Raw genomic sequence first — 22,600 nt, 5'->3', positions numbered from 1 at the left:
CAGGGGGAGGAGCCACAGTAATCGGCGTACCCACCGCCGCGCCCAGGGCACCGGGCGGGGTGGGGCAGGCGGAGGAGCCGCCGCTGCTGCGGTTTCGGCCATGCGACGTGCCCTGGTCGCGGTCGCCGCCGCAAGGACCTGCCGGGCCGGTAGGCGCGGCTGCCTGGCTCTCATGCCCCTATTGCATCTCTTCCGGCGTGCGGGCGGTGTCACGGTTCCCCAACCGTTACCGCAGGCCGGCCACCCGGCACCGGTGCGGGGAATCCGCCCCGGTGCGACGAAGGTGACCGCCGCTACCGGGTCGGGGCCGGGCTCTGTGAGCTCGCCGTCCGCTCGCTCTGGCCCCTGAGCAGCAGGACTCCTGCCAGCGTGAGAGTGATGGTCAGCAGCACGAGCGTGACGCCGTAGTGCACCGGCTGGAGGGGCAGCACGCGCAGGCCCAGGTGGAAGCCCCAGTGCACGCCGACCGCCATCCAGAGCCCGCCGCCGCGTACCCGTGCCGCCGTGCACGCGAAGCCGAGCGCCACGGCCATGACCACGTAGAGCAGCTTCTCCATGAGGGTGCTCGCCGGGCTCTGGGAGAAGATGTGCAGGACGCCGAATCCGGCCGAGCTGATGATCACGACTGCCCGTGGCGACAGTCGTACCGACAGGGTGTCGACGAGGTGGCCGCGCCAGAGCAGTTCCTCCGGGAACGCCTGGCCGAGCAGGATGACGACGGCGGCCAGCGGCAGCCAGACATAGGCGGAGGCGTCGACCGACACCCAGGTGGACGCGCCTACGGCGAGGGAGAGCCCGCTCGCGGCGAGCGGGGGCACAGCGCCCGCGAGCACGCCGAGCAGGACATGGGACGGGTTCCGCCAGCCCAGGGCCGACCACGGCCGCCGGTCGAGGAATCGGCGGACGAGGTGGACGAGCAGGAGCGCGGTGAGCGTGACGCCGATCGCGCCGAGGGGCTCCCGCAGCGGATTCGCCTGGTCGAGGAGCAGTAAGGCGGGGCTGGAGCCGATGAAGATCTGCGCGAACATGACGACGATGACGAGGAGGACGGCCCAGAGGGTTCTCATGCCAGGCACGCTACGAACGCGCGGGTCCGCCGCGCATCGGGCCGGAGATAGAGAGCACCATGACCAAGGTCATGGTTACTCGGGTGGGATGTCGGGACTTCGGCGGGATCGTAGGTTGGTCTTATGGCGTGGTTGCGTGATCCCGACCGTCCGGCTCTCCTCAGCGTGGTGTTCTGGCTGGTGCTCGGCGCCACGGTCATGATCAACCTGGCGGCGCCCAGCGATGCGTGGCACCGGGTCCTGTTCCTCGCTGACGTCGCGCTGCTGTGCGGGCTCTGGCCGGTGATGCCGTGGCGGCCCGGCCGTGGTCGTCGCCTGGTGGCCCCCGCGTTCCTGGCGGGCGCGTTGGCGCTGGGGCTCACCGGGGCGGCCGGCACGCACATGCCCCTGCTGCTCATCGGCATGACCAACCTCGCCTTCGTGTACGGCATGCGGGTCGCCGCCGCCATCCTCGCCGTGTTCGGTGCGATCATGGTCGTGGTCATGCCCGTGGTCTACGGCAGGACGATCGTCGAGGCGCTGGTCGAGACGGCGGCGATCGCGGTGCTGGCCGCGTTCTCCATGGGGATGGCGTCGGCGGTGCTGCGGGCCCGGCACCTCGCCGAACGGGTGCGGGAGCTGACCGTCGCCGAGGAGCGCGCCAGGATGGCGGCGGAGATGCACGACTCGATCGGCCACCACCTGACCGTGATCAAGGTGGGGCTGGAGAACGCCGAACGCTTCCGCGACAGCCGGCCCGTCGCCGCCTGGGAGGAAGTGCACCAGGCCAAGGAGCTCACGATCGCGGCGCTGGCCGACGCTCGCCGATGGGTGCGCGCGCTGCGCCCGCTCGCCCTCAACGGTCACCTGGGCAGCGCCGCGCTCCAGCGGCTGGCGGACTCCTTCACCGGCACCGGCGTCCGGGTCGCCTTCGAGGTGACCGGGACCGAACGCCCGCTGGAGCCCGACGCCGAACTGGTGCTCTACCGTGTGCTGCAGGAAGGGCTCACCAACGCCCTCCGGCACGCCGAAGGCGAGTCCGTACGCGGCACGCTGGCGTTCGAGAAGGGGAAGGTCGTGCTCGTGGTCGCCGACGACGGCAAGGGCCGTGACGATGATCATGGCCACGGGTTCGGGCTGAGCTCGCTGGCCGATCGGGTCAAGGCGCTCGGCGGCGATCTCACCAGCGGAAACGCGGCCAGGGGCTTCGAGCTGCGCGCGGAGCTGCCGTCGTGAACGCGGTCCGGGTGCTGCTGGTCGACGATCAGGAGCTGATGCGGCAGGGCCTGCGCAAGCTGCTGGAGATCGAGGAGGGCATCGAGGTCGTGGGCGAGGCCGCCGACGGGGTCGCCGCACTGGCGGTGGTGGGCGAGACCCGCCCTGATGTGGCCCTCGTGGACGCCCGGATGCCCCGGATGGACGGCGTGCAGCTGATCACCCGCCTGACGGTCGAGCATCCTTCGGTGGCGGCGATCGTGCTCAGCACCTTCGACGAGGACGACTACATCTTCGGCGCGCTGCGCGGCGGCGCCGTCGGCTACCTGCTCAAGGACTGCTCACCCGACGAACTGGTCGCGGCCATCCGGCAGGCGAGCCGCGGCGAGACCGTGCTGAGCAACCCGGTCGCCGCCCGGCTGGTCGCCGACCTACGACGTCGACCGGCACACGGCGCGTTCCCCGGCCAGGAGCTTCTGTCGGCCCGGGAGCTCGAAGTGGCGCGGATGGTGGCCGCCGGCGCCGCTAACCGGGAGATCGCCGCCCGCCTGTTCATCACCGAGGGAACGGTGAAGAACCACGTCTCCAGCGTGCTGCGCAAGCTGAACCTGCGCGATCGCACCCAACTGGCCCTGCGCCTGACGGGCCGGTCGGGTCACGGCGGTTGACCTTGACGTAGCGGCAACGTTTCTAATGGGGGCATGCGGATCGGCGAGCTCGCCGCGCTGGCCGGGGTGTCTACCCGGACCGTGCGGCACTACCACCACCTGGGGCTGCTGCCCGAGCCCGTGCGGCTGGCCAACGGCTATCGCGAGTATCGGCTGCGCGATGCCGTGCTGCTCGCGCGGGTGCGGCGGCTGGCCGAGCTGGGGCTGTCGCTGGACGAGATCCGTGACGTGCTGGCCGACGACCGGGGCAAGGACCTGCGTGAGGTGCTGGTCGAGCTGGACGCCGACCTGGCGAGGCAGCAGGAGGAGATCGGCGCGCGGCGGGCCAGGCTGGCGGGGCTGCTGGCCGAGCCGGATCTGAGCGCGGTCGCGGCGGTCTCCGCTGACCTGGCGGCGGTGCTGCGCGATCTGACCGGCGGAGGGTCGAGGTTCGCCGAGATGGACAGGGAGATGCTCACCCTGATGGGCACCGTCGCCGAGGCGAGCGAGCGCGATCGGGTGGTCGATCTGCTGCGGCCGCTGGCCGAGCCCGAGGCGGCGGCGCGCGGGCACGAGCTGTACGAGCGGCTGGACGAGCTCACCGACGCCGATCCGGCGGACCCCAGGGTCGCCGAGGTCGCCGCGGACCTGGCCGCTCACCTTCCCGAGGAGTTGGTCAAGGGGGTGCTCGGCAACCTGCCCGAGGACGGGGCGCCGTGGCTGGCGGCCATGACCGAGGAGCTGTCGCCCGCCCAGGCCGAGGTGTTCAGGCTGATGGTGGCCGTACTGAAGGAGAAGATGTGAGGCTCGCCAGGGTGCCCCAGGTGGTGCGCAGGATCGCCGCCTTCGACGTGATGGGCATGCGGAGCGTGGGCCTGTGGGTGCTGCGCCGCCGCCACGGCGTGCCGCCGGGCGCGACCGAGGTGACCTACTCGCGGGCGCAGTCCACGACGATGGTGATCATGCTGGCGATGATGGCCGTCGAGACGGTGGCGGTGGATCTGCTGCTGCAGGCGATGGACGTCGTCGGCTGGCTGCGCGTGCTGGTGCTGGTGCTGGACGTGTACGGGGTGCTCATCGGGCTCGCGGTCGTGGCCGCGTGCGTCACCCGGCCGCACGTCGTGACCGCCGGGGAGTTGCGGGTCCGGTACGGCGCGTTCCTGGACGTACGCATCCCGCGTGAGCTGATCTCCTCCGTGCGGGTGGTGCGCAGCTACAACGAGTCGGGGCTGATCAGCGTGGCGGACGACCGGTTGACCGTGGCGGTGTCGTCACAGGTCAACGTGGTGGTGCAGCTGTCGGAGCCGATCACGATCGTGCGCCCGATGGGCCGGACCGCCGAGGTCGGCGTGGTCCGCTTCTTCGCCGACGCTCCCGCCGTGGTGCAGTCGGCCCTGCTGCCCAGTAAGGCCCGCGATCTTCTCGGTTAGGGAGCGCCCGCCCCCTGAAGGGCGGGCGCTCCGGTCAGGTGTCAGCCGCAGCGGCCTCCGTTCAGGTGGAAGACCTCGGGGGCCGTCCCCGGCGCGCCCGCGCCGGTGAAGCCGAACGTCACCGTGCGGCCCGGCTTGATAGTACGGTTCCAGCTCAGGTTCTCGGCCTTCACCACCGGGCCCGACTGGGAGACCTTCACGCCCCAGGCGTCGCGGACCCGCTGGGTGCCCGGGAACGCCCAGCGCAGGCTCCAGCCGTCGATCGCCTTCTTACCGGTGTTCTTGATCGAGACCTGGCCGGTGTAGCCCTGCGGCCACGAGCCGTGCGCGGTGTAACGGACCTCGCAGGACCCGGGCCCGCCCCGGTCGGCCAGGAAGGACGAGATCCAGGCCAGCGGCGAGTTCCAGTTGATCGTCAGCTCGTTGGTGGCCCAGGACTCGATGTGGTCGATGTAGCAGAACTGCGGCTCGCAGCCCTGTAGCAGCCGCTGCGCGATCGGGTCCTGGATGGCCGAGTTGGGGCCGCCGGACAGGGTGCCGCGCGGCGGGTTGGGCAGCTCGGGGTTGAGCTGGCGGGCGTACCACCGGCTGTGCTGGTTCTGGCTGGCGACCTCGCCGTAGCCGGTGACGTAGGACTGGTTGAGCGCGTTGCGGCCGAGGATGTAGTCCATGCCCTCCCGTACGGCCGTGCGGTACTTCTCCTCGCCGGTCGTGTCGTACGCGGTGGCCAGGACGACCATGTTGTTCAGGACCAGGTTGTTGGAGCCCCAGTCGTAGTCCGGCGGGTCGTACGGGATCCCGTACGGGTGCGCCTGAAGGACGGCGAGATACTTGTCGGCGCCCTCGGCCACCGACGCGCGCACCCGATCGCGATCCGGCAGGGTGTTGGGCACGGTCGCCAGGTCCAGGCGGCCGAGCTGGGCGGTGTTGCCCCAGTCGAAGCCGCGCTGGCGCCAGATGTCGCCGGTGTGGTGCGGCGAGGCGAGCACGAAGTCCTCGAACTCCTGCTCACCCGTGGTGAGGTACAGCTCGGCCGCGGCCCAGTAGAACTCGTCGGTGACGTCGCCGTCGGAGTAGGCGCCGCCGCCCACGCCGTCGTTGGGGTCGGCGTAGCGGGCGGGGTTCGCCTTCGCGGCGGCCCAGGCGCGGCGTGCTGCCTGGAGGTTCGTGGCGGCGAAGCCGGCGTCGTACGGCGCGTACAGGCGGGCGGCCTGGGCGGCGGTGGCGGCCAGGTTCAGGGTGGCGGCGGTGGACGGCGGGTGCAGCTCGCGGGGCTGCGGGTCGAGGTGCGGCAGCAGCGGCAGCCCGGTCCAGGCGGCGTCGTGGATCTTGTGGTGGGCCATGCCGGCGAGCGCCTCGCCCTCCGGGACCTGCATGCTCAGCAGGAACTCCTGCTCCCAGCGGGCCTCGTCCAGCACGTCGGGCACGCCGTTGTCGCTCTCCGGGATGCCCAGTGCGCCATCGGCGAAGGCGGCCCGGTCGCGCTCGTACAGCGCCATCAGCTGGTGGACCGAGATGCCGCCGTTGACCACGTACTTGCCGTGATCGCCCGCGTCGTACCAGCCGCCACGGACGTCCAACGTGTAGTCGCAGACGCCAGGCTGGCAGGGGACGCTCGTGTCGCCCTGGTTGGGCGGCGCGCCCAGGTGGCCCGCGGGCCTGGCGTAACCAGGTCTGAGCGCGTCCTGGATCTCGATGCCGCTGCGCTGGGTGTAGTAGAACTTCAGCGCGTCCACCCGCAGCTCGTCGTACAGGTCGGCGGCGATGTCGAACGGGCGGCTGGTCTCGCCGTCGGCCACGAGGGTGTAGCCGGTGCCCGGTTCGCGGTAGGAGCCGAAGTCGATCGTCTGGACGTTCTGGCCGGAGCTGGCGTCCACGCCCGCCGGCTCGGTCTTCCCCTTGGCGACGGTCGTGCCGCTCGCGTTCTTGAGCTGCCACTCCAGTACGGCGGTCTCGTCGGTGACCACCGTCGCGTTCTTGGGGCCGGTGGGGAGGTAGCCGACCATGTTGACGCGCACGCGCGGGCCGGTGTCGGGCACGTACTCCTCGGGCTCCGCGCCGCCCTTGAGCGACACGTCGTCCATGCAGAACCGCCAGGGCTCGGCGCTGCCGCCCAGCTGGAAGGCGACCTGGGCGTTGGGCAGGGTGACGGGGGAGGTGAAGGTGTAGGAGTAGGCGTTGCCTGACACGCTCAGCTCGGGACTGGCCGACAGATACTGCGTGTACGGATCGACGGGGAGCTGGATGAGGGCCTTGCCGACCTTGGCCGGGGTGGCCGAGGCGCTGAACGCGTAGCCGTACGTCTCGCCCTCGACCAGGGGCAGGTCGTTCTGGCCGATGATGGCGTCCCACGGGTTGATCGTGCCGCCGGGGATGTCGGCGCACAGGCGGCCGTCGTCGAGCTCCAGCGTCAGGTTGCCGGTGCTCCACCAGGGGGCGGTTCCGGTGTCGAAGGTGCCGTTCACGATCTGCTCCGGGCCTTCGTCGGCGTGGGCCGGGGCGGGGGTCAGAGCGATCATCAGGAGAAGGGCCGCTGCTGCGGCCAGGCGTCCGGTCATGGGGGTCCTCGGGGGGTTGGGAGCGCTCCCAGGATCTTCGGCCGCCCCGGTCCTGCCGTCAATGAGCCCGCACCATGTAGCCGACCGTCGGGGGTGCCGGGCTGGACAGGTCTCCCGGTTACGGGATGAAACTTTCATCGGAATCGACGGTCGGACCTGCTTGATCGCCAGAATGGGTTCATGGCGAGGAACGGCGCTTCGTGGCGGTACGTGCTGGGCTGGTGGGCTTCGATCGCCGGGCTGGCGGCGGTGCTCGCTTTGGTGGGAATCACGCTGTTCAGCAAGGACGGCCTGCAGACTGCGGCGAACGTCGCCCAGGTCGTGGGCATTCCGCTGCTGTTCCCGACGCTGCTGGTGCCGCTGCTGCTGTGGCGGCGCCGGGCGGTTGCCGCGAAAGCCGCCACCTCGGCGGACGTGGCGTCCTACATCTGGTGCGAATCTCTGTGCTGGGGCTCACGGCCGGGTTCGCGGTCGGCCGTCACCATGCGTGGCTTGCGTACCTGATAGCCAACTACCGGCTGGCATGGGCCGGGCGTCTTCCCCGCAAGCTGATGCCGTTCCTGGAAGATGCGCACCGGCTGGGACTGCTGCGTGCGGTCGGCCCGCACTAGCAATTCCGACACGCCGAATTCCATGACCATCTCGCCGACACGTACCGACCCCGGTGAACCGGGCTCAGTCAGCGATCACGGCCTCCAGGAGGTCGGCGGCGCGGGTGGTGCCGCCCTCGGCCCGTGCCTCGGCGCGCAGCCGCGCCGAGCGGCGGGCCACCTCGGGGTCGGCAGTGAGCTCCAGCAGGGCCGACCGCAGCGCCTCCGGGGTCGCGTCGGCGGTGTCGATACGACGGGCTACCCCCAGCTCGACCAGCCGGTCCGCGTTCATGAACTGGTCGACGCCCTGCGGCACCGCGATCATCGGCACGCCGGTGGACAGGCCCTCGCTGCTGCCGCCCATCCCCGCGTGCGTGACGAACGCGTCCGCCTGCTCCAGAATCGCGAGCTGCGGCACCCAGGAGTGCACCTCGACGTTGGCCGGGACGCTGCCCAGCTCCTCCACCGAGGTGTGCTTGCCGATCTGCAGCACCACATGCCAGCCGGGCAGCTCGCCGAACGCCGCCAGGCAGCTGCGGTAGAACTCCGGCTGCCGGGTGTAGGCCGAGCCGAGCGAGATCAGCAGCACGTTCGCGGCGTCGGCTGGGCGGGTCCAGCCGCCCTGGTCGGTCCGGGGGCCGAAGCACGGGCCGACGAACGTCACCACGTCCGGATCCACCTGGTCGGCGTGCGGCTGCATCGCCCGGGGGATGGTGGCCAGGCAGCGCGGCGGATGGCCGGAGAAGCTCTCCATGTCCGTGGTCGTCGCCCCGGCCCCGGCGAGCCACTCCGCGAACTTCGCCCGGTACGCCGAGGCGCCCGGCAGCTCCCACAACTGCGCGGCGACCTCGTCCTCGTAGCCCTTCCAGGCCACCATCGACGGTGAGAGCTGCACCACGGGCCTGCCCTGCGACTCGGCCAGGGCACGACCCGCGTACCCGCCGATGTCGTACAGGTAGAGGTCGGCGGGGTCGTCGTCGTAGGCGGCCCGCAGCGCCGCGTACCGCTGGATGTTGTCGTCGAGGAAGACGCCCATCGCGGCGATCGGGTCGTCCGGCCAGTCGTGGTCGGTGACCGGCAGCGTCGAGGTGTACGGGACCAGCTCGGCGCCGGTGGCCGTGATCACGTCGGCCACCAGCGGGTCGTTGGCGTACGTCACCCGGTGGCCGCGCGCCACGAGCTCCCGGATGATCTCCAGGCTGGGCAGGATGTGACTGATGGCGGGGATGCCGACCATCGCGATATGGGACACGGCGGATCACTCGTTTCGGGTCTGCGGAGTGCTGCTGATTTTAGCCCGCGCGCCGGAACCTCCTGATCGCCCACGCCAGGCCCGCCGTGAGCACGATCGCCACCAGGGCCAGGACGGCCAGGGGCACCGGGTCGCCCGAGGTGGTGTCAGGTCGATGGGCGGCGCTGGCCGGTGTCGGGTCGGGGGCGTCCAGGGCGGGCCGGTGCGGAGTGCCCAGGGCGGTGAACAGCTCGGGGTCGAGAGGGGTGAACCCGGAGGTCCGGTCAGAGGGACGAAGCGGCCGGTCGCCGGGCGGCACGTCCCTGTTGCCCGAGCAGAGCGAGGTGGTCAGCCCCTCGGGGCGAGCCTTGGCGAAGATCAGGTAACGCCTGCCCGCCACGAAGTCGTAGCCGCAGGCGGCCCCCTGCGCCTTGGTGACCACCTCGATCTCACGGCCCGGATCGCCCTTGTAGACGTGGTCGGCGTGCAGCGTGGCGATGACCTGACCGCCGCCCAGCATCTCCTCGTCGACTTGGACGGCCGTGGCGGTCGCGGTGAACACCGCGTCCGAGTCCCGCATCCGCTGCTTCGCCGCGATATCGGCGCAGGAGCAGGCCAGCGCCGTCCCGACGCCACCGACCGTGAGAAAGGCCACCACCAGCACGAGTGCGGCGAATATCCGAGCTGCCATGCCTACGTGACGTGCGGCGCGGACGATCGGTTCAACCGACCCGGTAGCGGGTGGTCGCCGAGTGCGGTGGCTCTCGCTCAACCCGCCACGCGGTAGCGGGTCGCCGGTGCCGCCTCCAGCACCTGGGCGGTGGCGGGGAACAGCGGCGCGGGCAACTGATCCGGGGCGAACCACCGCCATGACCGGAACACCTCCGGCTCGGTCACGCGCGGCCGTCCCGACTCGATCGTGTGCGGTACGCCCTGAGGGTCGCCGGCCAATGGTCCGGTGTCCATGGCCACCGCTGCGGTGACGCGCACGACGTCGCCGGGGTGGTCGACGATCACCGCCGTGACCCGGGGCAGGCCGGCGTCCCCGATGCCGGTCTCTTCCTCAAGCTCGCGTACGGCGGCGGCCTCGAAGGTCTCGCCCGGCTCCACCGCGCCGCCCGGCAGGCACCAGGACGGCTCCTCACCGGCCTTGATCCGCTCGCCCAGCAGAATCCGCCCCTGCGGGTCCGTCAGCACGACCCCCACCCCGACGATCCCCATCCGACCTCCTCCGTACGGCGCCCGCGTAAGTGTAGGACTTGATCTTCGCTAGGGTGGGGCGCCCCCTGCCCGGAAATGCGAGGAAGTGACCGATGAGCCGCTACAGGTTCGGCTGGGTCGCCGCCGTGGTGGCCGGGGGATTCGTCGCCGTGGTCGTCGTGTCGGCTGCCGTCGCTGTGGTGACCGATGACATCGACCACTTCTGGCTCCCCATCGGCGTCATCGGCCGCGGTCCTGGCGGGTGGGCGACGGCGCTGCCGATGGTCGCCCTGGGGGTGTTGCAGGGCTGGGGGCTGTGGCAGATCCTGCGCGGGCGGTCCATGAAGGGGAAAGCCGAGTCGGCCCGGGACGCTCGTCTCCTACGAGCAGTCCTGTACGCGTCGCTGGTCTTCGAGTTCGTCCCCTCACCGTGGTGGGTCGACATCCTGGAGGACGCCCTGTGGGTGGCTCTGGTGGTGTTGCTTTATCGGGTGCTCAACCAGGCTCCCAGGGCGGTGCGGACGGTCGCGCTGGTGGCGGGGGTGTACATTCCGGTGGCCGGGCTCACGTACATGGTGCTCGATGTCGGTTACGTTCGTCTGTTCGGGTTGCCGTGGTTCGTCTGGATGGTGTTGACGCTGGCCGCCCAGGCGAGGGACGGCCGGTGGAGCCGGACCACGGTGTGGTCGGGAGCGGTGCTGGCAGCGGACTTCTTCTTGCCGGTGACTGTTTCCACCCTCGTCCCGGAAGGTCTTGCCACCTTCTACTGGTTTTCGATCGGTAACCAGGTGTTCGAGGTGTTCGGGTTGGTATGGCTGGCCCGTACCGCGCACGAACTCGGGAGCCGTCGGGAGGAGTCGGCGCCCGGACGCGGGCACGGCCCTCGCGGACCGTTACGGGTGGCGCTCGCCTGTACGGTCACGATCGCGGTCCTCGTCCTCGTCCCGGTGTCGGACCACGCGCCCGGGCCCGTCACCACGGCACGAGCCTGCGAGCGGGCGGAAGAAGACCGGCGGTGGTACGCGCGTCCGCCGATCACAGGTGGGCGGGCGTTCGTGTGCGAAGTGCGCACATCAGGCAAGCCGTCGTTCGCGCAGGACATGCCGGACGGCCTGCTGATCGTCTACGGGCACCGCCTGTGCGGCGTCTACACCCGCGCCGACCCGCGTGAGCTGGCCGGGCTCCGCGAGAGCGACGGTCTCGACCCGGCGGACCTGGCGACCCTCCTGGCGGGCATCTGCCCTCCCGCCGCCGCCACGCTGAAGGCGGCGGCCGACGCCGAGCAGCGCGAGTTGCTGGCCTGGGAGGCGGCGCAGCAGCGCAGATGCGCCAAGGTGCCCCGCCACCGCCCCCTGATCAAGCCCGTGAAGGCGACGGTGGTGAAGAGTCCCATCTGGCCGGAGTTGCCCCTTGAGGCGTACGAAGAGGGAGCGGAGGACGACCCCTTCGAAGACGACCTGATGGAACGCGCGCAGGAGAACGACCTGGTCGTCTCGGCACCCGGCCACCTCATCGTCTTCGCCAGCACCTCACTCCGCTCCTGCGTCACCGTCGAAACGTACGCCCGCCGCCCGCCGATGGAGACCGAGGGCTGGGCACACGTCGTCGAGGTCGGTTACCAGAGCCCGGACGGCAGCGTCGTCCTGAGCGACGGGCTGGGCAGCGCCCCGCTCCCGGACCTCGCCGCCCACGGCAAAGGCCACTACCGGATCCGCGTCCACGTGAGCCAGATCCCCTGGAAGGGGGACGAACAGGGAGCCTGGCGGCTGCTCATCATGTCCTACCCGGGCCCCGGCGACCACGTCGTAGAGCACCGCCCCCGCAAAACCCCCTGACCCGTTCGGCTGTCCCCACATTTGCTCGCGAACACCTTGTCGAAGACGGCGACCGACCGTAATCAAGCCGGTACGAAAACCTAGCTAGCCCGGCGTGGAGGCGTACTCGGTGCCGCCGCCGCGGACGTGTACCACAGGGGTGTGCCCGCGCCGTTCCAGGCAAGAGGTGACTGTCCGCGAGTCAGAGGCCGAGGCCCGGAACGGCTGGCGGCATGACCGGTTCATAGGCCGACGAGGCGCACGCGATCTCCACAGAGCTTGGTCATGTCGTCGATGTCCGAGGTGACCAGGACGACGGGTCGCTGCTGTCGCATGGCCATCTCGGCCACGATGGCGTCGATGGCGTACTTGTGCCCATGCAAGCCCGTGTCGAGCAGCAGCGCGGAAGCCGCCTTGGCTTCCTTGTCGCCTACCGGCGAAATGCGCATGCCGGAAAGGAGCCAGGCCAGCCGGGCATGATTGCTGCGGCGGTGAGTGGCCTCCACGATCGTCAAAGCGTTGATGACGACCTCCATGCCACGGCTGCGTGCTCCGGCGACCATGGAGACCGTGTTCTCGTGATCCTCGATCAACTTGGCGAGTCCCTCGCAGTCGAGGACGAGCGTGCCCTCGTGGCTCAGCTTGCGGTTGGCCACCGGTCTTCTTCCGCGAATACCTCATCGAAGATCTGGCGCGTCCGTTCCTGCGCTTGTTCCGAAATCGGACCTTTGCGGCGTTCGTAGTCCGCCAGGTAGTCATCCAGGATCTGGCCGCGTAGCTCGCGCTCGACCGCGGCAGCGATGAAAGCGGAGAACTCGCGTTTGCCGACGCGCTCACGAATCGCCGCTGCGGTGCCCTCCGGCAGGGAAAGGCTGACTCTGGCGGCTGGCCCTTCGCCGATGCTGTAAGAGATCTCACCCATGACGCAACATTATCAAACAAGTAGGAATCTCGTCTTGGGAAACGGCTGCCGACAGCTGGCGTGAAGGTGAGCGGCTGGCATGTCCTCGTCTTAGCCACTGGGCTGGAGCATCCGCGCCCACACCTGGTGACCCATCTCCTCGTCGCCTTCGTACCCCAACTGGTCGGCGAGTGCGGCGACGATGGCCAGGCCCCGGCCGTGCTCCGCGTCGAGCCCGAAGAGTTTGCCGAAGCGGGGGACGCCGCCCAAGCCGCAGTCGTAGACCGCAATGGTGGTCGTGGCCGTCGTACGGGTGATCTCGACGATGAAGGTCCCGTTGGGGTGGCCGCTGGCGGTGTGTCGGACGGCGTTCGCGGCGAGTTCGCCGGCGATCAGTTCGGCGTCGTGGCGGCAGTCGGAGTCGGTCAGAAGGTAGCGGGTGAAGTGGCGGGCGTGCGGGATCTGGTCGAGGGTGCCGGGGAAGGTGCGTCGCCAGGTCAGGCCGCCGGGGTGCAGGTCGATCATCGCGTCGATGTGCTCGCGGAGGATCGGGCCGGACGGGGCGGCGCTCGGGTCCTGCTCGCGTTGCCGGGGGATGAGCAGAGGTACGTCCGCCCGTTCGGTGATGTTGTGCACTGGTGGCTCTCCGTGGACACGTAGGGGTTCGGCTCTTCACCTCATACGTTGTCCCGTCGGCCGCACCAGGTGGACCCCCACCCACTCCTCACGGGCCACCCGCCCGACGTCACTGCCGACCTGCCCGAATCTGCCCATACCCATGATCTGGCCCCGCTGCCGTCTGGAATCCCAGCCCTTCCATCATCGCGGAACGTGACTTTCCCTTTACTATTAGTAGGCGATTTAGGCGTGGAGGTGGTGTGGATGTCCGGCGAGAGCTACCGAGCACTGCTGCAGGCTCGCTCTTGGAGTAAGCAACTTCGTGAGAAGGGTCTCACCTGGGATCAGATCGCCGAGGTGCTCGCGCTCACGCACGAGGTGAGCCCGTTGCGGCTGTATCGGCTGGCGCACGGCCGCACGGGAGCCGACGTGGTGGCCCTGGTCAACGACGCCGACCCGGCGGGCACCGCCGCCCTGCGCGATTCACGACTGTACGACTATGAAGGCTGGCCACAAACGGGTCGCCGACCACCGGCCCGGCTGCTCACCATGCTGGCCGAGATCTATCAGACCGCATCCCGAAGCCTGCTGTCCGCTGAGGTCATGGCCTCGTACGACGCCGCCGATCGCTCCTTGATCGGCGACACGGATTTCCGCCATCTCGACGCCAACCAGCCCACCCGGCCGGATCGCGACAATCGTGTCACCTCGGAGACCGATGCAGGACTTACCTCCTTGGGCAAGACAGCATGGGACGCGCCGGCGTGCGTGCGGTTGCTGCGCGCCATCGACATCGAGGAGACCGACGTGAAACGACGGGAACTACTCTTCGAACTGGCCCTCGTCTTCGGTGGCAGCCAAGCGCTCGACCTGCTGCGCATCCTCACCCCTGACGAAGAGGAACGTCTGGCCGGAGTGCTCCGCAGCACCTGGCGGATCGACGAGACCGGCATACGAACCTTCGAGAAAATGCTGTCGTACGCAAGGCGAGCTGACGAACTGTCTGGCCCTGCAACGCTGCTACCGGTGGTCAACGGTCAGCGAGCGGCAGTGGGAAGACTCCTCGCACGCGAGTCGATGGCGCCCTGCCTCCGCGACCGGTTGCTTGCTACGCATACGCAGTTGGCCCAGTTGGCCGGTTACCTCGCCTACGACCTGCTTGATTATCCGACGGCAGAACAATCGCTGCTTGACGGGCTGCGCGCGGCACTTGACCTCGGAGACTCAACTCTGATCGGCTACATGCACTACTGGTTGGGGAGGATAGCGGCCGATCAGAACCGGACTGCCGCCGTCTTCGACCATGCCTTCGCCCTTCAGAGTTGGGCCGTCCAATCCCCGAGCAAGCTTCTGGCCCCACTCCACCGATCGCTGCTTTCGCTCGCCCACGCCGCCAAGGGTGAAGCTGCGGAGAGCGCCCGCGCGCATGAGAACGCGCGGGCATCCGCCGGGGCGCCGAGGAACAACGAACCGGCGTTTCTGTCCTGGGTCTCACCAGCAGCGGTGGAATCGAGAAGGTCCGCCTTGCTGATCCAGCTGAATCAACCCAGGGACGCCCTGAAAGCGGTCGAGCGATATCTGGCCGAGCATGACTCGAAGTTCAAGAGAGAGCATGGGTTGGTGCTCGCCCGGTACTCCAGCGCCATGACCCTGGCCAAGGAGATTCCCGAGGCGGCGGCCAAACTCACGGAGGCCGCCCACATCACCAGACAGCACAGCTCGGCCCGGCTCGCCCACGAGATCAACCAGGCACGAGCCCGACTGGAACCCTGGGCGACCACCACCTACGTACGCCATCTGGACGAGACCCTGCGATCCTGTGGCCTCACTTCGACGGGGCCAGTAAGCAAGGCTTGATCGTGTCAGAGGGGGAGGCCTCCGGTGGCGGCGTTGGTGGAGCCGGTGGCTTGGTAGGCGGCTATGGTGCGCTCCGCGATGCGCATCTGGTGGATCTCGTCGGCGCCGTCGGCGAAGCGGGCCCAGCGGGCGTGTTGCATCATGCCGGCCAGTGGGGTGTCGGTGGAGTAGCCCAGGGCGCCGTGTACCTGGATGGCGCGGTCGATGATGCGGTTGAGGCTGTTGGCGACGAAGTGTTTGGCCATGGAGACCTCGGTGCGGAAGTCCTCGCCTTTGTCGATTTTGGAGGCGGCGTGCAGGACCATGAGTTTGCACTGGTAGAGCTCCATGGCGGAGTCGGCGATGAGCCATTGGATGCCCTGTTTCTCCGCCAGCAGTGAGCCGTGGCTGTAGCGGTTCAGGGCGCGGTCGACCATCATGTCCAGGGCCGTCTCCGCCTGTGAGATCCAGCGCATGCAGTGGGCCAGGCGGGCCGGGCCGAGGCGATACTGGCCGAGCCGGTGACCGTTGCCCCGGCCGCCGAGGATCTGGCCGTCGGGGACGCGCAGGTCGCTGATGACGATCTCGCTGTGGCCGGTCGAACCGTGCATGGTCTCGACCTCGCGGACGTCGTTCCAGCCCTCCTGCGGCAGGTCGATGAGGAAGGCGGTGTTCGCGCCCCGGGCACCCTCCGGCACGTCGAGCTCGGTCCTGGCGATGAGGATGGCGAAACTGGCCCGGCGGGCGTTGGAGATGAACCATTTGTGGCCGTTGATCACCCACTCGTCGCCGTCCTGTACGGCCTGGGTGCGGATGAGGGTGGGGTCGGATCCGGCCACTTCCGGCTCGGTCATCGCGAAGCAGGACATTTTGCTACCGGAAAGCAGGGGGCGCAGGTAGCGCTCCTTCTGCTCGTCGGTCGCCCAGTGCAGCAGGGTGTGCATGTTGCCCTCGTCGGGAGCGCTGCAGTTGAGCACCCAGGGGCCGAGCCGGGTCTTGGCCGCCTCCGACTGCACCATGGCCAGCTCCACGTGGCCCAGGCCCATGCCGCCCCACTCCTTGGGCATGTGCGGCAGCCACAGTCCCTCGGCCTTGGCCTGCTCGCGGAGTGCGAAGATGCCGCGCAGGTAGCCGTCCCGGTCGCGCTCGCTCAGCTCCGCGCTCGCCGGGATCACGACCTCGTGGATGAAGGTACGGACCCGCTTGCGGATCTCCTCATGCTCGGGCGCAAGGGTGAAATCTATGGCCATAAATCCTCCTTCAGTCGGATATCTCGGGGAAGTGGCAGGCGACGAAGTGGGAGCCGCCGTTCAGCGGGCGGATCTGGGGCTCCTCCTGCGCGCACCTGGCCGCCGCCCGAGGGCAGCGGGTGCGGAAGCGGCAGCCCGTGGGCGGGCTGACGGGGGAGGGCGGTTCGCCGTCGATGAGCTGGTCCGCCGGAGGCAGGCCGAGTCCGCTGCCGGGGATGGAGGCGAGCAACGCCCTGGTGTAGGGGTGGGCGGGACGCGCGATCAGTTCCTCGCTGGGGGCCAGCTCGCACGTCTTGCCCAGGTACATCACCAGGATCCGATCGCTGACGTTCTTGACCACGGCCAGGTCGTGGGCGATGAACACCAGCGTGAGCCGATAACGCTCCTTGAGATCCTCCAGCAGGCCGAGGATCTGCGCCTGCACCGAGACGTCCAGCGCCGACACCGGCTCGTCGCAGATCACCACCTCGGGCTCCAGGATGAGGGCACGGGCGATGGAGACGCGCTGGCACTGCCCACCCGAATACTCGTGCGGTCGCCGGACCGCCGCGGTCGCCGGGTCCAGCCCCACGGCCTCCAGCACCTCGTCCACGTCGCCGGCGCCCGCGCCCCACACCCGCGGCCCCTCCGCGACGATGTCGCGGACGCGGCGGCGCGGGTTCAGCGACGAGATCGGATCCTGGAAGATCATCTGGAGCCGTCGCCGGGTCCGCCGCAGCGCCTCGCCGCGCAGCCCGGTCAGCTCGACGCCGTCCAGCCGCACCGACCCCGAGCGCGGCGGCGGGAGCTGGATGAGCGCCCGCGCGGTGCTCGACTTGCCGCAACCGGACTCGCCGACGATGCCCAGGGTCTCGCCCTTGACCAGATCGAAGCTCACCCCGGAGACCGCCCTGACGGTCCGGCCCCGGCCGGCGGGGAACTCCACGACCAGGTTCTCCACCTGGAGCAGCACCTCGTCGCGGGGACGCAGGTGCGCGGTGCCGCTACCGGCCATGAGTGTCGGCTCCTTCGACTCGGGCTGCTTCAGCGACGGTCGTTTCGGTGGCGGCCGGGCCGGTCGGGTGCCAGCAGGCGTAGCGGTGGTCGGGGGTCTCGGCCAGCAGCGGGGGCGCCTCGGTGGCGCACCTGTCCCGGGCGTGGGCGCAGCGCGGGTGGAACGGGCAGCCGCCGAGGGTGGCGGCCAGGTCCGGTGGCCGGCCGGGGATGACGCGCAGCCGGTGGTGCGCGGGGTCGGTCAGGCGGGGCGCCGCCTGCAGCAGAGCCTCGGTGTACGGCATGCGGGTCCGTTCGAAGATCTGGTCCGCGGGCCCCTGCTCGACGACCTTGCCCGCGTACATCACGATGACATCGTCGGCCCACTCCCGCACCACCGCCAGGTCGTGGCTGACCAGCACGACGGCCATGTCGCGCTCCTTGCGCAGCCGGTGGATCAGCCGCAGCACCTGGTCCTGGATGGTGACGTCGAGCGCGGTGGTGGGCTCGTCGGCGAACAGCACGTCGGGCCCGCAGGACAGGGCCATGGCGATGGTGACGCGCTGGCGCATGCCGCCGGACAGCTGGTGCGGGTAGCGGTCGAGCAGGCGATCGGGGTCCGGGATGCCGACGGAGGCGAGCAGCCGGGCGGCCTCCTCGCGGGCCGCGCGCCGGCTCATGCCGAGGTGCACCCGCAGCGGCTCGGCCACCTGCGTGCCGATGGTGCGGACCGGGTTGAGCGCCGTCATCGGGTCCTGGAAGACGGTGCCCAGCCTGCGGCCGAGCACCTGGCGCAGCTCCTCGGGGGTGCGCGCGGTGAGGTCGTCGCCCTCCAGGAGGACGTGGCCGCCCCGGGCGACGTCCGTGCCGGGCAGCAGGCCGAGGATGGAGCGGATCAGCATGGACTTGCCGGAGCCGGACTCGCCCACGATGGCCAGCGTGCGGCCGCGCCGCAGGGTGAAGGACACGCCGTCGACGGCCTTGACGGCGCCGCGTGGGGTGACGAAGTGCGTGCGCAGGTCGTCGACCTGCAGCAGGGCGTCGGCGACGGGCTGCGCGGGGGCACCGGCCGGCAGCACCGCCGCCGCCTGCCGCACCGGCTCCAGCCCGCTCTGCCGTACGTCGCTGAGCGCCCTGAGCCGGTCGCCCACCAGGTTGAACGACAGGACGGTCAGGAACATGACCACCGAGGGCGCGAGCACGACGTGCGGCGCGTTCTCCAGCAGGGTGCGGCCCTCGTTGATGAGTCCGCCCCAGGTGGGGGTGGGCGCCTGGACCGACAGGCCGAGGAAGGCGAGGCTGCCCTCGGCGACCACGACCACGGCCATCCCGATGAAGGCGTACGACGCGGCCGGCACCGCGACGTTGGGCATGATCTCCCGCCAGAGGATCCGGCGGTCGCGAACCCCCAGCACCCGCGCGGCCAGCACGAACTCGCGCTCGGCGAAGGTGAGGGTGGCCCCGCGGATCAGCCGTACCCACGCGGGCACGCCCAGTACGCCGAGCACGATGAGCACGTTGCGCAGGCTCGCCCCGGCGAAGGCCACCACGGCCAGCGCGAAGACCAGGGCGGGGAAGGCCAGCGCGACGTCGTTGACGGCCATGATGACGGCGTCGGCGGCTCGCTTGCGGTATCCGGCCAGGACGCCGAGCGGGGCGCCGACGGCCAGGCCGAGGACGACCGCGCCGATGCCCACGCCGAGGGAGACGCGGGCGCCGTACACGACCCTGCTGAGCACGTCGCGGCCGAGGCCGTCGGTGCCGAAGGGGTGCGCGAGGCTGGGGCCCGACTGCGGCGGGCCGGCCAGCGTCTCGTCGTAGCGGGGGAGCGGCAGCACGTCGGCCAGGACGGCGGCGGCCAGGACCAGCCCGATCCAGGCCGTCGCGATCCAGAACCCGGGACCGAAGCGCCTACGCACGCCGGATCCTCGGGTCCACGGCGGCGTAGACCACGTCCACCGCGAAGTTGACCAGCACGTAACCGACCGAGATCAGCACCACGCCTCCCTGCACCGTCAGGTAGTCCCGGGAAAAGATGGAGTCGACGATGAGCCGCCCGATGCCGGGCAGGCCGAAGAGCGTCTCGATGATCACGGTGCCGCCGATGAGCGCGCCGAGATTGAGCCCGACGGCGGTGACCAGCGAGATCGCCGACGGGCGTAACGCGTGCCGCCACAGGATGCGGCGCGGCGACAGGCCGCGGGCCCTGGCCAGGGTGATGTAGTCCTCCTGCAGGGTCGCGATCAGGTCCGTGCGCAACAGCCGCGCGTACACCGCGAGTTGCCCGCAGCCGAGCGTGACGGCGGGCAACAGCACCGAGGTGATGTTCCATCCCAGATCCACCGAGATCGGCGTCCAGCCGGTGGCGGGCAGCACCTGCCAGGTGACGGCGAACAGCAGGATCAGCAGCACGCCGAGCACGAACACGGGAGTGGACAGCAGCGCGAAGCTCACCGCGGTGAGCACCTGGTCCAGCGCGCGGCCCGCATGGCGGGCGGCGGCCACGGCCACCGGGACGGCCAGGCCCAGCGCGACGATCTGCGCGGCGACCAGCAGCTCCAGCGTCACCGGCAGCCGTTCCAGGAGCTCGTCGGCGACCGGTACCCGGCTGATGTAGGAGGTGCCGAAGTCGCCGGTGACCAGGCCGCCGAGCCAGGAGGCGTAGCGCACCAGCAGGGGCTGGTCGAGGCCGAGCTCCCGGCTGACCTGCGCGCGTGCCTCCTCGGTCGCCGACAGGCCCAGGATCTGGGTGAGCGGATCGCCCGGCAGCAGCGCCAGCAGCGCGTAGGACAGGAACGTCACCACGAGCAGCACGATGATCAGCCGGCCGAGCCGGCGCACGAGGATCACCGTGGGCTGACCCAGAGGTGGGAGAACGGGTGGTAGGGGATGGGGGAGCCGGTCAGCGGCAGGCCCTTCTCCCCGTCGGGGAGGGTCCGCTCCTCGATGCCGTGCACCTTCGCCCTGGCGATGACGGCTCCGGTGTTGAGATGGTCGATGAACACGTACGGCACCTGCTCACGCAGCCGCTCCTGGACGGTGGCGTAGGCCTGCTTGCGGGCGCCCTCGTCGGGGTTGGTCCTGCCGATGTCGAAGGCCTTGCTGAGCCGCTCGTCCTTGAGGCGGGTGAAGTTCAGCGAGATCTCGCCGACCGGCTTGGCGTAGGCCTGGTGCATCCAGATGTACTCCTCGTCGGGGTCGGAGGAGGAGAACGCCGTCCACACCGTGGCGCCGTAGTTGCCGGTGACGGCGCGGTTGATCAGGTCGGCCTGGTCGGCCTGCTTGATCGACACCTCGATGCCGGCCTTGCGCCACATGTCCTGGGCCAGCTCGACGCCCTGCATGGTGTTGGGGTCCGGGGTGGAGATCACCTCGAACCTGACCGGTCCCTTCTCCGCCTCCACCTCCTTGACCAGTGCGGTGGCCTTGGCCAGGTCGTAGGCGGGGTAGTCGCCCGCGTCGGAGTACCACGCGGAGTCCTTGGACCAGGGGCCGTCGGCCTCCTCGGTCAGCCCGCCGCGCAGGGTCGAGATGACGGCCTTGCGATCGGTGGCGTGGGCCAGCGCTCGGCGCACCCGTACGTCGTCCAGCGGCGCGGTGGCGGTGTTGAGCATGAAGGCGTACTCGGCGATGGCCATGCCCTGTGCGCGGTGCACGCTGTAGGCGTCCTTGAGCGCGCCGTACTTGGTGATGTCCTCGTCGCGCGAGGTGCCCATGGCGTCGATGCCGCCGGCTTCGAGCGTCTGGGCGCGGGTCTGGCTGTCGGGCAGGATCCTGAACTCCACTTCGTCCAGGTACGGCAGGCCCTTGCGCCAGTAGCCGGGGTTCTTGGTCACGACCATCCGGCTGTCGGGAACGTACTCCTTGAAGATGAACGGCCCGGTGCCCACGGGCTTGAGGCTCGCCGTCTTGGGGTCACGCAGCGAGCTGGGCGGCACGATCATGCCGATCTGGGCGTCCAGGTAGCTGGGGAAGGCCACCCAGGGCTGCTTGAGCTTGACCGTGACGGTCATGGGGTCGGTGAGTTCGATGGACTCGACGGGCAGGAGCACCGCGTTGTTGAGCGGTGAGGCCTTCTGCGCCTCCAGGTTGGCCTTGACGACGGCACCGGTCAGGGCGATCCCGTCATGGAAGGTGATGCCTTCCCTGATCTTGATCGCCCACTCGTCATAGGTCTTGCTGGGGGTGAGCGACTCCGCCAGGTACGGCTTCCAGTCGCCGTCGGCGTCGGTGCTCACCAGGGGTTCGATGATCGTGCCGACCATGCTGTAGCTCTGGGCCGCGAACTGGTCGGTGACCGGGTTCAGCCCGTTGGCGTCGGCGCTCAGTCCGTAGACCAGCCGTCCGCCCGGTGTCGGTGACAGTGCCAGTGACGGCGGGCCGGCAGGCGCGTCGCTCTCCTGAACGGCGGCGGGCCGTTGCCCGCTGCACGCGACAAGCAGCACTGTGGCCAGCGAAAGTGCCGCCACCCTCTTCCAGCAGCGTTCCATCCGTGCCTCCCGGTCAGCCCCCGGCGCAATTTCACCGATAGTACTATCGGTGAAAAATCGCACAAGAGCCCAACGGCGATCGTTACCGGGGACTTGGCCTGGCTAGAGTTATCGGTGAACGAGAGAAGGTGGCCTGTGACCAACACACCGCTCACCAGGAGCGAGGGCAAGGACCTCACCCGGCGCAGGTTGATCAGGGCCGCGCTGGAGATCCTCGACGCGGAGGGCGAGGCACGCCTGACCACCGTCAACGTCGCCAAGGCCGCGGGCATCGCGCAGTCCAGCTTCTACGTCCACTTCAAGGACAAGCAGGACCTGCTGCGCGCGCTCGGCGACGAGGGCGGCGAGCGGCTGCGCAGGGCCATGCGCGAGGCGCGGCGGCAGGCGAGGGAGTCGCCCAGCGACACCGAGCGGCACCGCGACACCTTCCGCATCCCGCTGGAGGCCATCTCGCGCCACCCCGAGCTGCTGCGCGCCATGCAGCGGGCCCGGCACGACCCCGCCTCCCCGTTGCGTGAGTTCGCCCTGGAGACGGCGAAGGTCTACCGCGACCACCACGCGGCCGACCTGGCGGCTCTCGGCTACACGGCCGACAACGAACGCGACCGCCGCCGCCTGGAGATGATCGCCGAAGGGATCAACGCGGCCACCAACGCGCTGGCCATCGGGCACCTGGAGGGCCGCTACCCGGACATCGAGGAGGCCGTGGACGTCCTGGTCGCCCTGTCCAGGGGAGCCCTGCGCCTTCTCAAGTCCTCACAGACCGCCCCGGACCAACAGGCCTGACCGCCTTCCGCTCCGG

General features: G+C 70.0%; 21 protein-coding genes. 8 read left to right on the top strand and 13 right to left on the bottom strand.

Annotated features, from left to right (window positions below; all coding sequences use genetic code 11):
- Positions 1-293 precede the first annotated feature (293 nt).
- The gene (locus ACIBQX_RS30825; RefSeq protein WP_397010597.1) at positions 294-1,067 is read right to left on the bottom strand and encodes a lysostaphin resistance A-like protein; all 774 of its coding nucleotides are present in this window, start codon (positions 1,065-1,067) and stop codon (positions 294-296) included.
- A gap of 123 nt (positions 1,068-1,190) precedes the next feature.
- Between ACIBQX_RS30825 and ACIBQX_RS30820 the strand changes: the two genes are divergently transcribed.
- The 4 genes from ACIBQX_RS30820 to ACIBQX_RS30805 are packed head-to-tail and all read left to right on the top strand — an operon-like array spanning position 1,191 to position 4,338.
- Positions 1,191-2,282 carry a sensor histidine kinase gene (locus ACIBQX_RS30820; protein WP_397010595.1) on the top strand — a complete coding sequence of 364 codons (1,092 nt, stop codon included), beginning with the start codon at positions 1,191-1,193 and terminating at the stop codon, positions 2,280-2,282.
- A complete protein-coding gene (locus ACIBQX_RS30815) occupies positions 2,279-2,929 on the top strand; it encodes a response regulator (RefSeq protein ID WP_397010593.1) in 651 nt (216 codons plus the stop codon). Before ACIBQX_RS30820 ends, ACIBQX_RS30815 begins: the two co-directional genes overlap by 4 nt.
- 33 nt (positions 2,930-2,962) lie before the next feature.
- Positions 2,963-3,712, top strand: coding sequence for a MerR family transcriptional regulator (locus ACIBQX_RS30810; RefSeq protein WP_397010591.1), 750 nt, complete (start codon positions 2,963-2,965; stop codon positions 3,710-3,712).
- Entirely contained in the window at positions 3,709-4,338 is a 630-nt protein-coding gene (locus ACIBQX_RS30805; protein WP_397010590.1) for a hypothetical protein, read from the top strand. The genes ACIBQX_RS30810 and ACIBQX_RS30805 overlap by 4 nt, the downstream gene beginning before the upstream one ends.
- Positions 4,339-4,379: 41 nt before the next feature.
- On the opposite strand, the gene ACIBQX_RS30800 is transcribed toward ACIBQX_RS30805, so the two are convergent.
- Positions 4,380-6,896, bottom strand: coding sequence for a glycoside hydrolase family 9 protein (locus tag ACIBQX_RS30800; RefSeq protein WP_397010588.1), 2,517 nt, complete (start codon positions 6,894-6,896; stop codon positions 4,380-4,382).
- Between the two features lie 180 nt (positions 6,897-7,076).
- Between ACIBQX_RS30800 and ACIBQX_RS30795 the strand changes: the two genes are divergently transcribed.
- A complete protein-coding gene (locus ACIBQX_RS30795) occupies positions 7,077-7,400 on the top strand; it encodes a hypothetical protein (RefSeq protein WP_397010586.1) in 324 nt (107 codons plus the stop codon).
- A 171-nt stretch (positions 7,401-7,571) separates the two neighbouring features.
- Here the strand turns inward: ACIBQX_RS30795 and ACIBQX_RS30790 are convergent, their stop codons facing one another.
- The 3 genes from ACIBQX_RS30790 to ACIBQX_RS30780 all read right to left on the bottom strand — a co-directional run bounded on the left by ACIBQX_RS30790 (position 7,572) and on the right by ACIBQX_RS30780 (position 9,938).
- On the bottom strand, positions 7,572-8,723 hold the full coding sequence (locus ACIBQX_RS30790; RefSeq protein WP_397010742.1) for a macrolide family glycosyltransferase: 1,152 nt from the start codon (positions 8,721-8,723) through the stop codon (positions 7,572-7,574).
- Between the two features lie 55 nt (positions 8,724-8,778).
- The gene (locus ACIBQX_RS30785; RefSeq protein ID WP_397010584.1) at positions 8,779-9,408 is read right to left on the bottom strand and encodes a hypothetical protein; all 630 of its coding nucleotides are present in this window, start codon (positions 9,406-9,408) and stop codon (positions 8,779-8,781) included.
- A gap of 77 nt (positions 9,409-9,485) precedes the next feature.
- Positions 9,486-9,938 (bottom strand): NUDIX hydrolase, encoded by a 453-nt coding sequence (locus tag ACIBQX_RS30780; protein WP_397010582.1) that lies wholly within the window; start codon positions 9,936-9,938, stop codon positions 9,486-9,488.
- Positions 9,939-10,030: 92 nt separating this feature from the next.
- Between ACIBQX_RS30780 and ACIBQX_RS30775 the strand changes: the two genes are divergently transcribed.
- Positions 10,031-11,752: a hypothetical protein gene (locus ACIBQX_RS30775; RefSeq protein WP_397010580.1), complete on the top strand. Its 1,722-nt coding sequence runs from the start codon at positions 10,031-10,033 to the stop codon at positions 11,750-11,752.
- Between the two features lie 221 nt (positions 11,753-11,973).
- Here the strand turns inward: ACIBQX_RS30775 and ACIBQX_RS30770 are convergent, their stop codons facing one another.
- From ACIBQX_RS30770 to ACIBQX_RS30760, 3 genes are all read right to left on the bottom strand, one after another.
- The gene (locus ACIBQX_RS30770; protein WP_397010578.1) at positions 11,974-12,387 is read right to left on the bottom strand and encodes a DNA-binding protein; all 414 of its coding nucleotides are present in this window, start codon (positions 12,385-12,387) and stop codon (positions 11,974-11,976) included.
- Complete coding sequence (locus ACIBQX_RS30765) at positions 12,369-12,653, bottom strand: hypothetical protein (protein ID WP_397010576.1); 285 nt, start codon at positions 12,651-12,653, stop codon at positions 12,369-12,371. The genes ACIBQX_RS30770 and ACIBQX_RS30765 overlap by 19 nt, the downstream gene beginning before the upstream one ends.
- Positions 12,654-12,743: 90 nt before the next feature.
- A complete protein-coding gene (locus tag ACIBQX_RS30760) occupies positions 12,744-13,268 on the bottom strand; it encodes an ATP-binding protein (RefSeq protein WP_397010574.1) in 525 nt (174 codons plus the stop codon).
- Between the two features lie 246 nt (positions 13,269-13,514).
- Here ACIBQX_RS30760 and ACIBQX_RS30755 point away from each other — a divergent pair, with 246 nt between their 5' ends.
- A complete protein-coding gene (locus ACIBQX_RS30755; protein ID WP_397010572.1) occupies positions 13,515-15,107 on the top strand; it encodes a hypothetical protein in 1,593 nt (530 codons plus the stop codon).
- Between the two features lie 5 nt (positions 15,108-15,112).
- Here the strand turns inward: ACIBQX_RS30755 and ACIBQX_RS30750 are convergent, their stop codons facing one another.
- From ACIBQX_RS30750 to ACIBQX_RS30730, 5 genes are read right to left on the bottom strand one after another with little or no spacing between them, the layout of a single operon-like run.
- Complete coding sequence (locus ACIBQX_RS30750; RefSeq protein WP_397010570.1) at positions 15,113-16,336, bottom strand: acyl-CoA dehydrogenase family protein; 1,224 nt, start codon at positions 16,334-16,336, stop codon at positions 15,113-15,115.
- A 10-nt stretch (positions 16,337-16,346) separates the two neighbouring features.
- Positions 16,347-17,330, bottom strand: a complete 984-nt coding sequence (locus ACIBQX_RS30745; RefSeq protein WP_397010568.1) for an ABC transporter ATP-binding protein — start codon at positions 17,328-17,330, stop codon at positions 16,347-16,349.
- The gene (locus ACIBQX_RS30740) at positions 17,320-19,227 is read right to left on the bottom strand and encodes a dipeptide/oligopeptide/nickel ABC transporter permease/ATP-binding protein (RefSeq protein ID WP_397010566.1); all 1,908 of its coding nucleotides are present in this window, start codon (positions 19,225-19,227) and stop codon (positions 17,320-17,322) included. The genes ACIBQX_RS30745 and ACIBQX_RS30740 overlap by 11 nt, the downstream gene beginning before the upstream one ends.
- Positions 19,220-20,149, bottom strand: a complete 930-nt coding sequence (locus tag ACIBQX_RS30735) for an ABC transporter permease (RefSeq protein WP_397010564.1) — start codon at positions 20,147-20,149, stop codon at positions 19,220-19,222. The genes ACIBQX_RS30740 and ACIBQX_RS30735 overlap by 8 nt, the downstream gene beginning before the upstream one ends.
- Positions 20,150-20,154: 5 nt before the next feature.
- Positions 20,155-21,798 carry an ABC transporter substrate-binding protein gene (locus tag ACIBQX_RS30730; protein ID WP_397010562.1) on the bottom strand — a complete coding sequence of 548 codons (1,644 nt, stop codon included), beginning with the start codon at positions 21,796-21,798 and terminating at the stop codon, positions 20,155-20,157.
- A gap of 135 nt (positions 21,799-21,933) precedes the next feature.
- On the opposite strand from ACIBQX_RS30730, the gene ACIBQX_RS30725 reads away from it, so the two are divergent.
- Positions 21,934-22,584 carry a TetR family transcriptional regulator gene (locus ACIBQX_RS30725; protein WP_397010560.1) on the top strand — a complete coding sequence of 217 codons (651 nt, stop codon included), beginning with the start codon at positions 21,934-21,936 and terminating at the stop codon, positions 22,582-22,584.
- The last annotated feature ends 16 nt before the right edge of the window (positions 22,585-22,600 follow it).

Origin of the sequence: Nonomuraea sp. NPDC049714 (assembly GCF_044465295.1) — a bacterium.
In the GTDB taxonomy this organism is placed as follows: domain Bacteria; phylum Actinomycetota; class Actinomycetes; order Streptosporangiales; family Streptosporangiaceae; genus Nonomuraea.
Note: the sequence above shows the minus strand (reverse complement) of the source record. Positions and strands in the feature narration are given on the sequence as shown.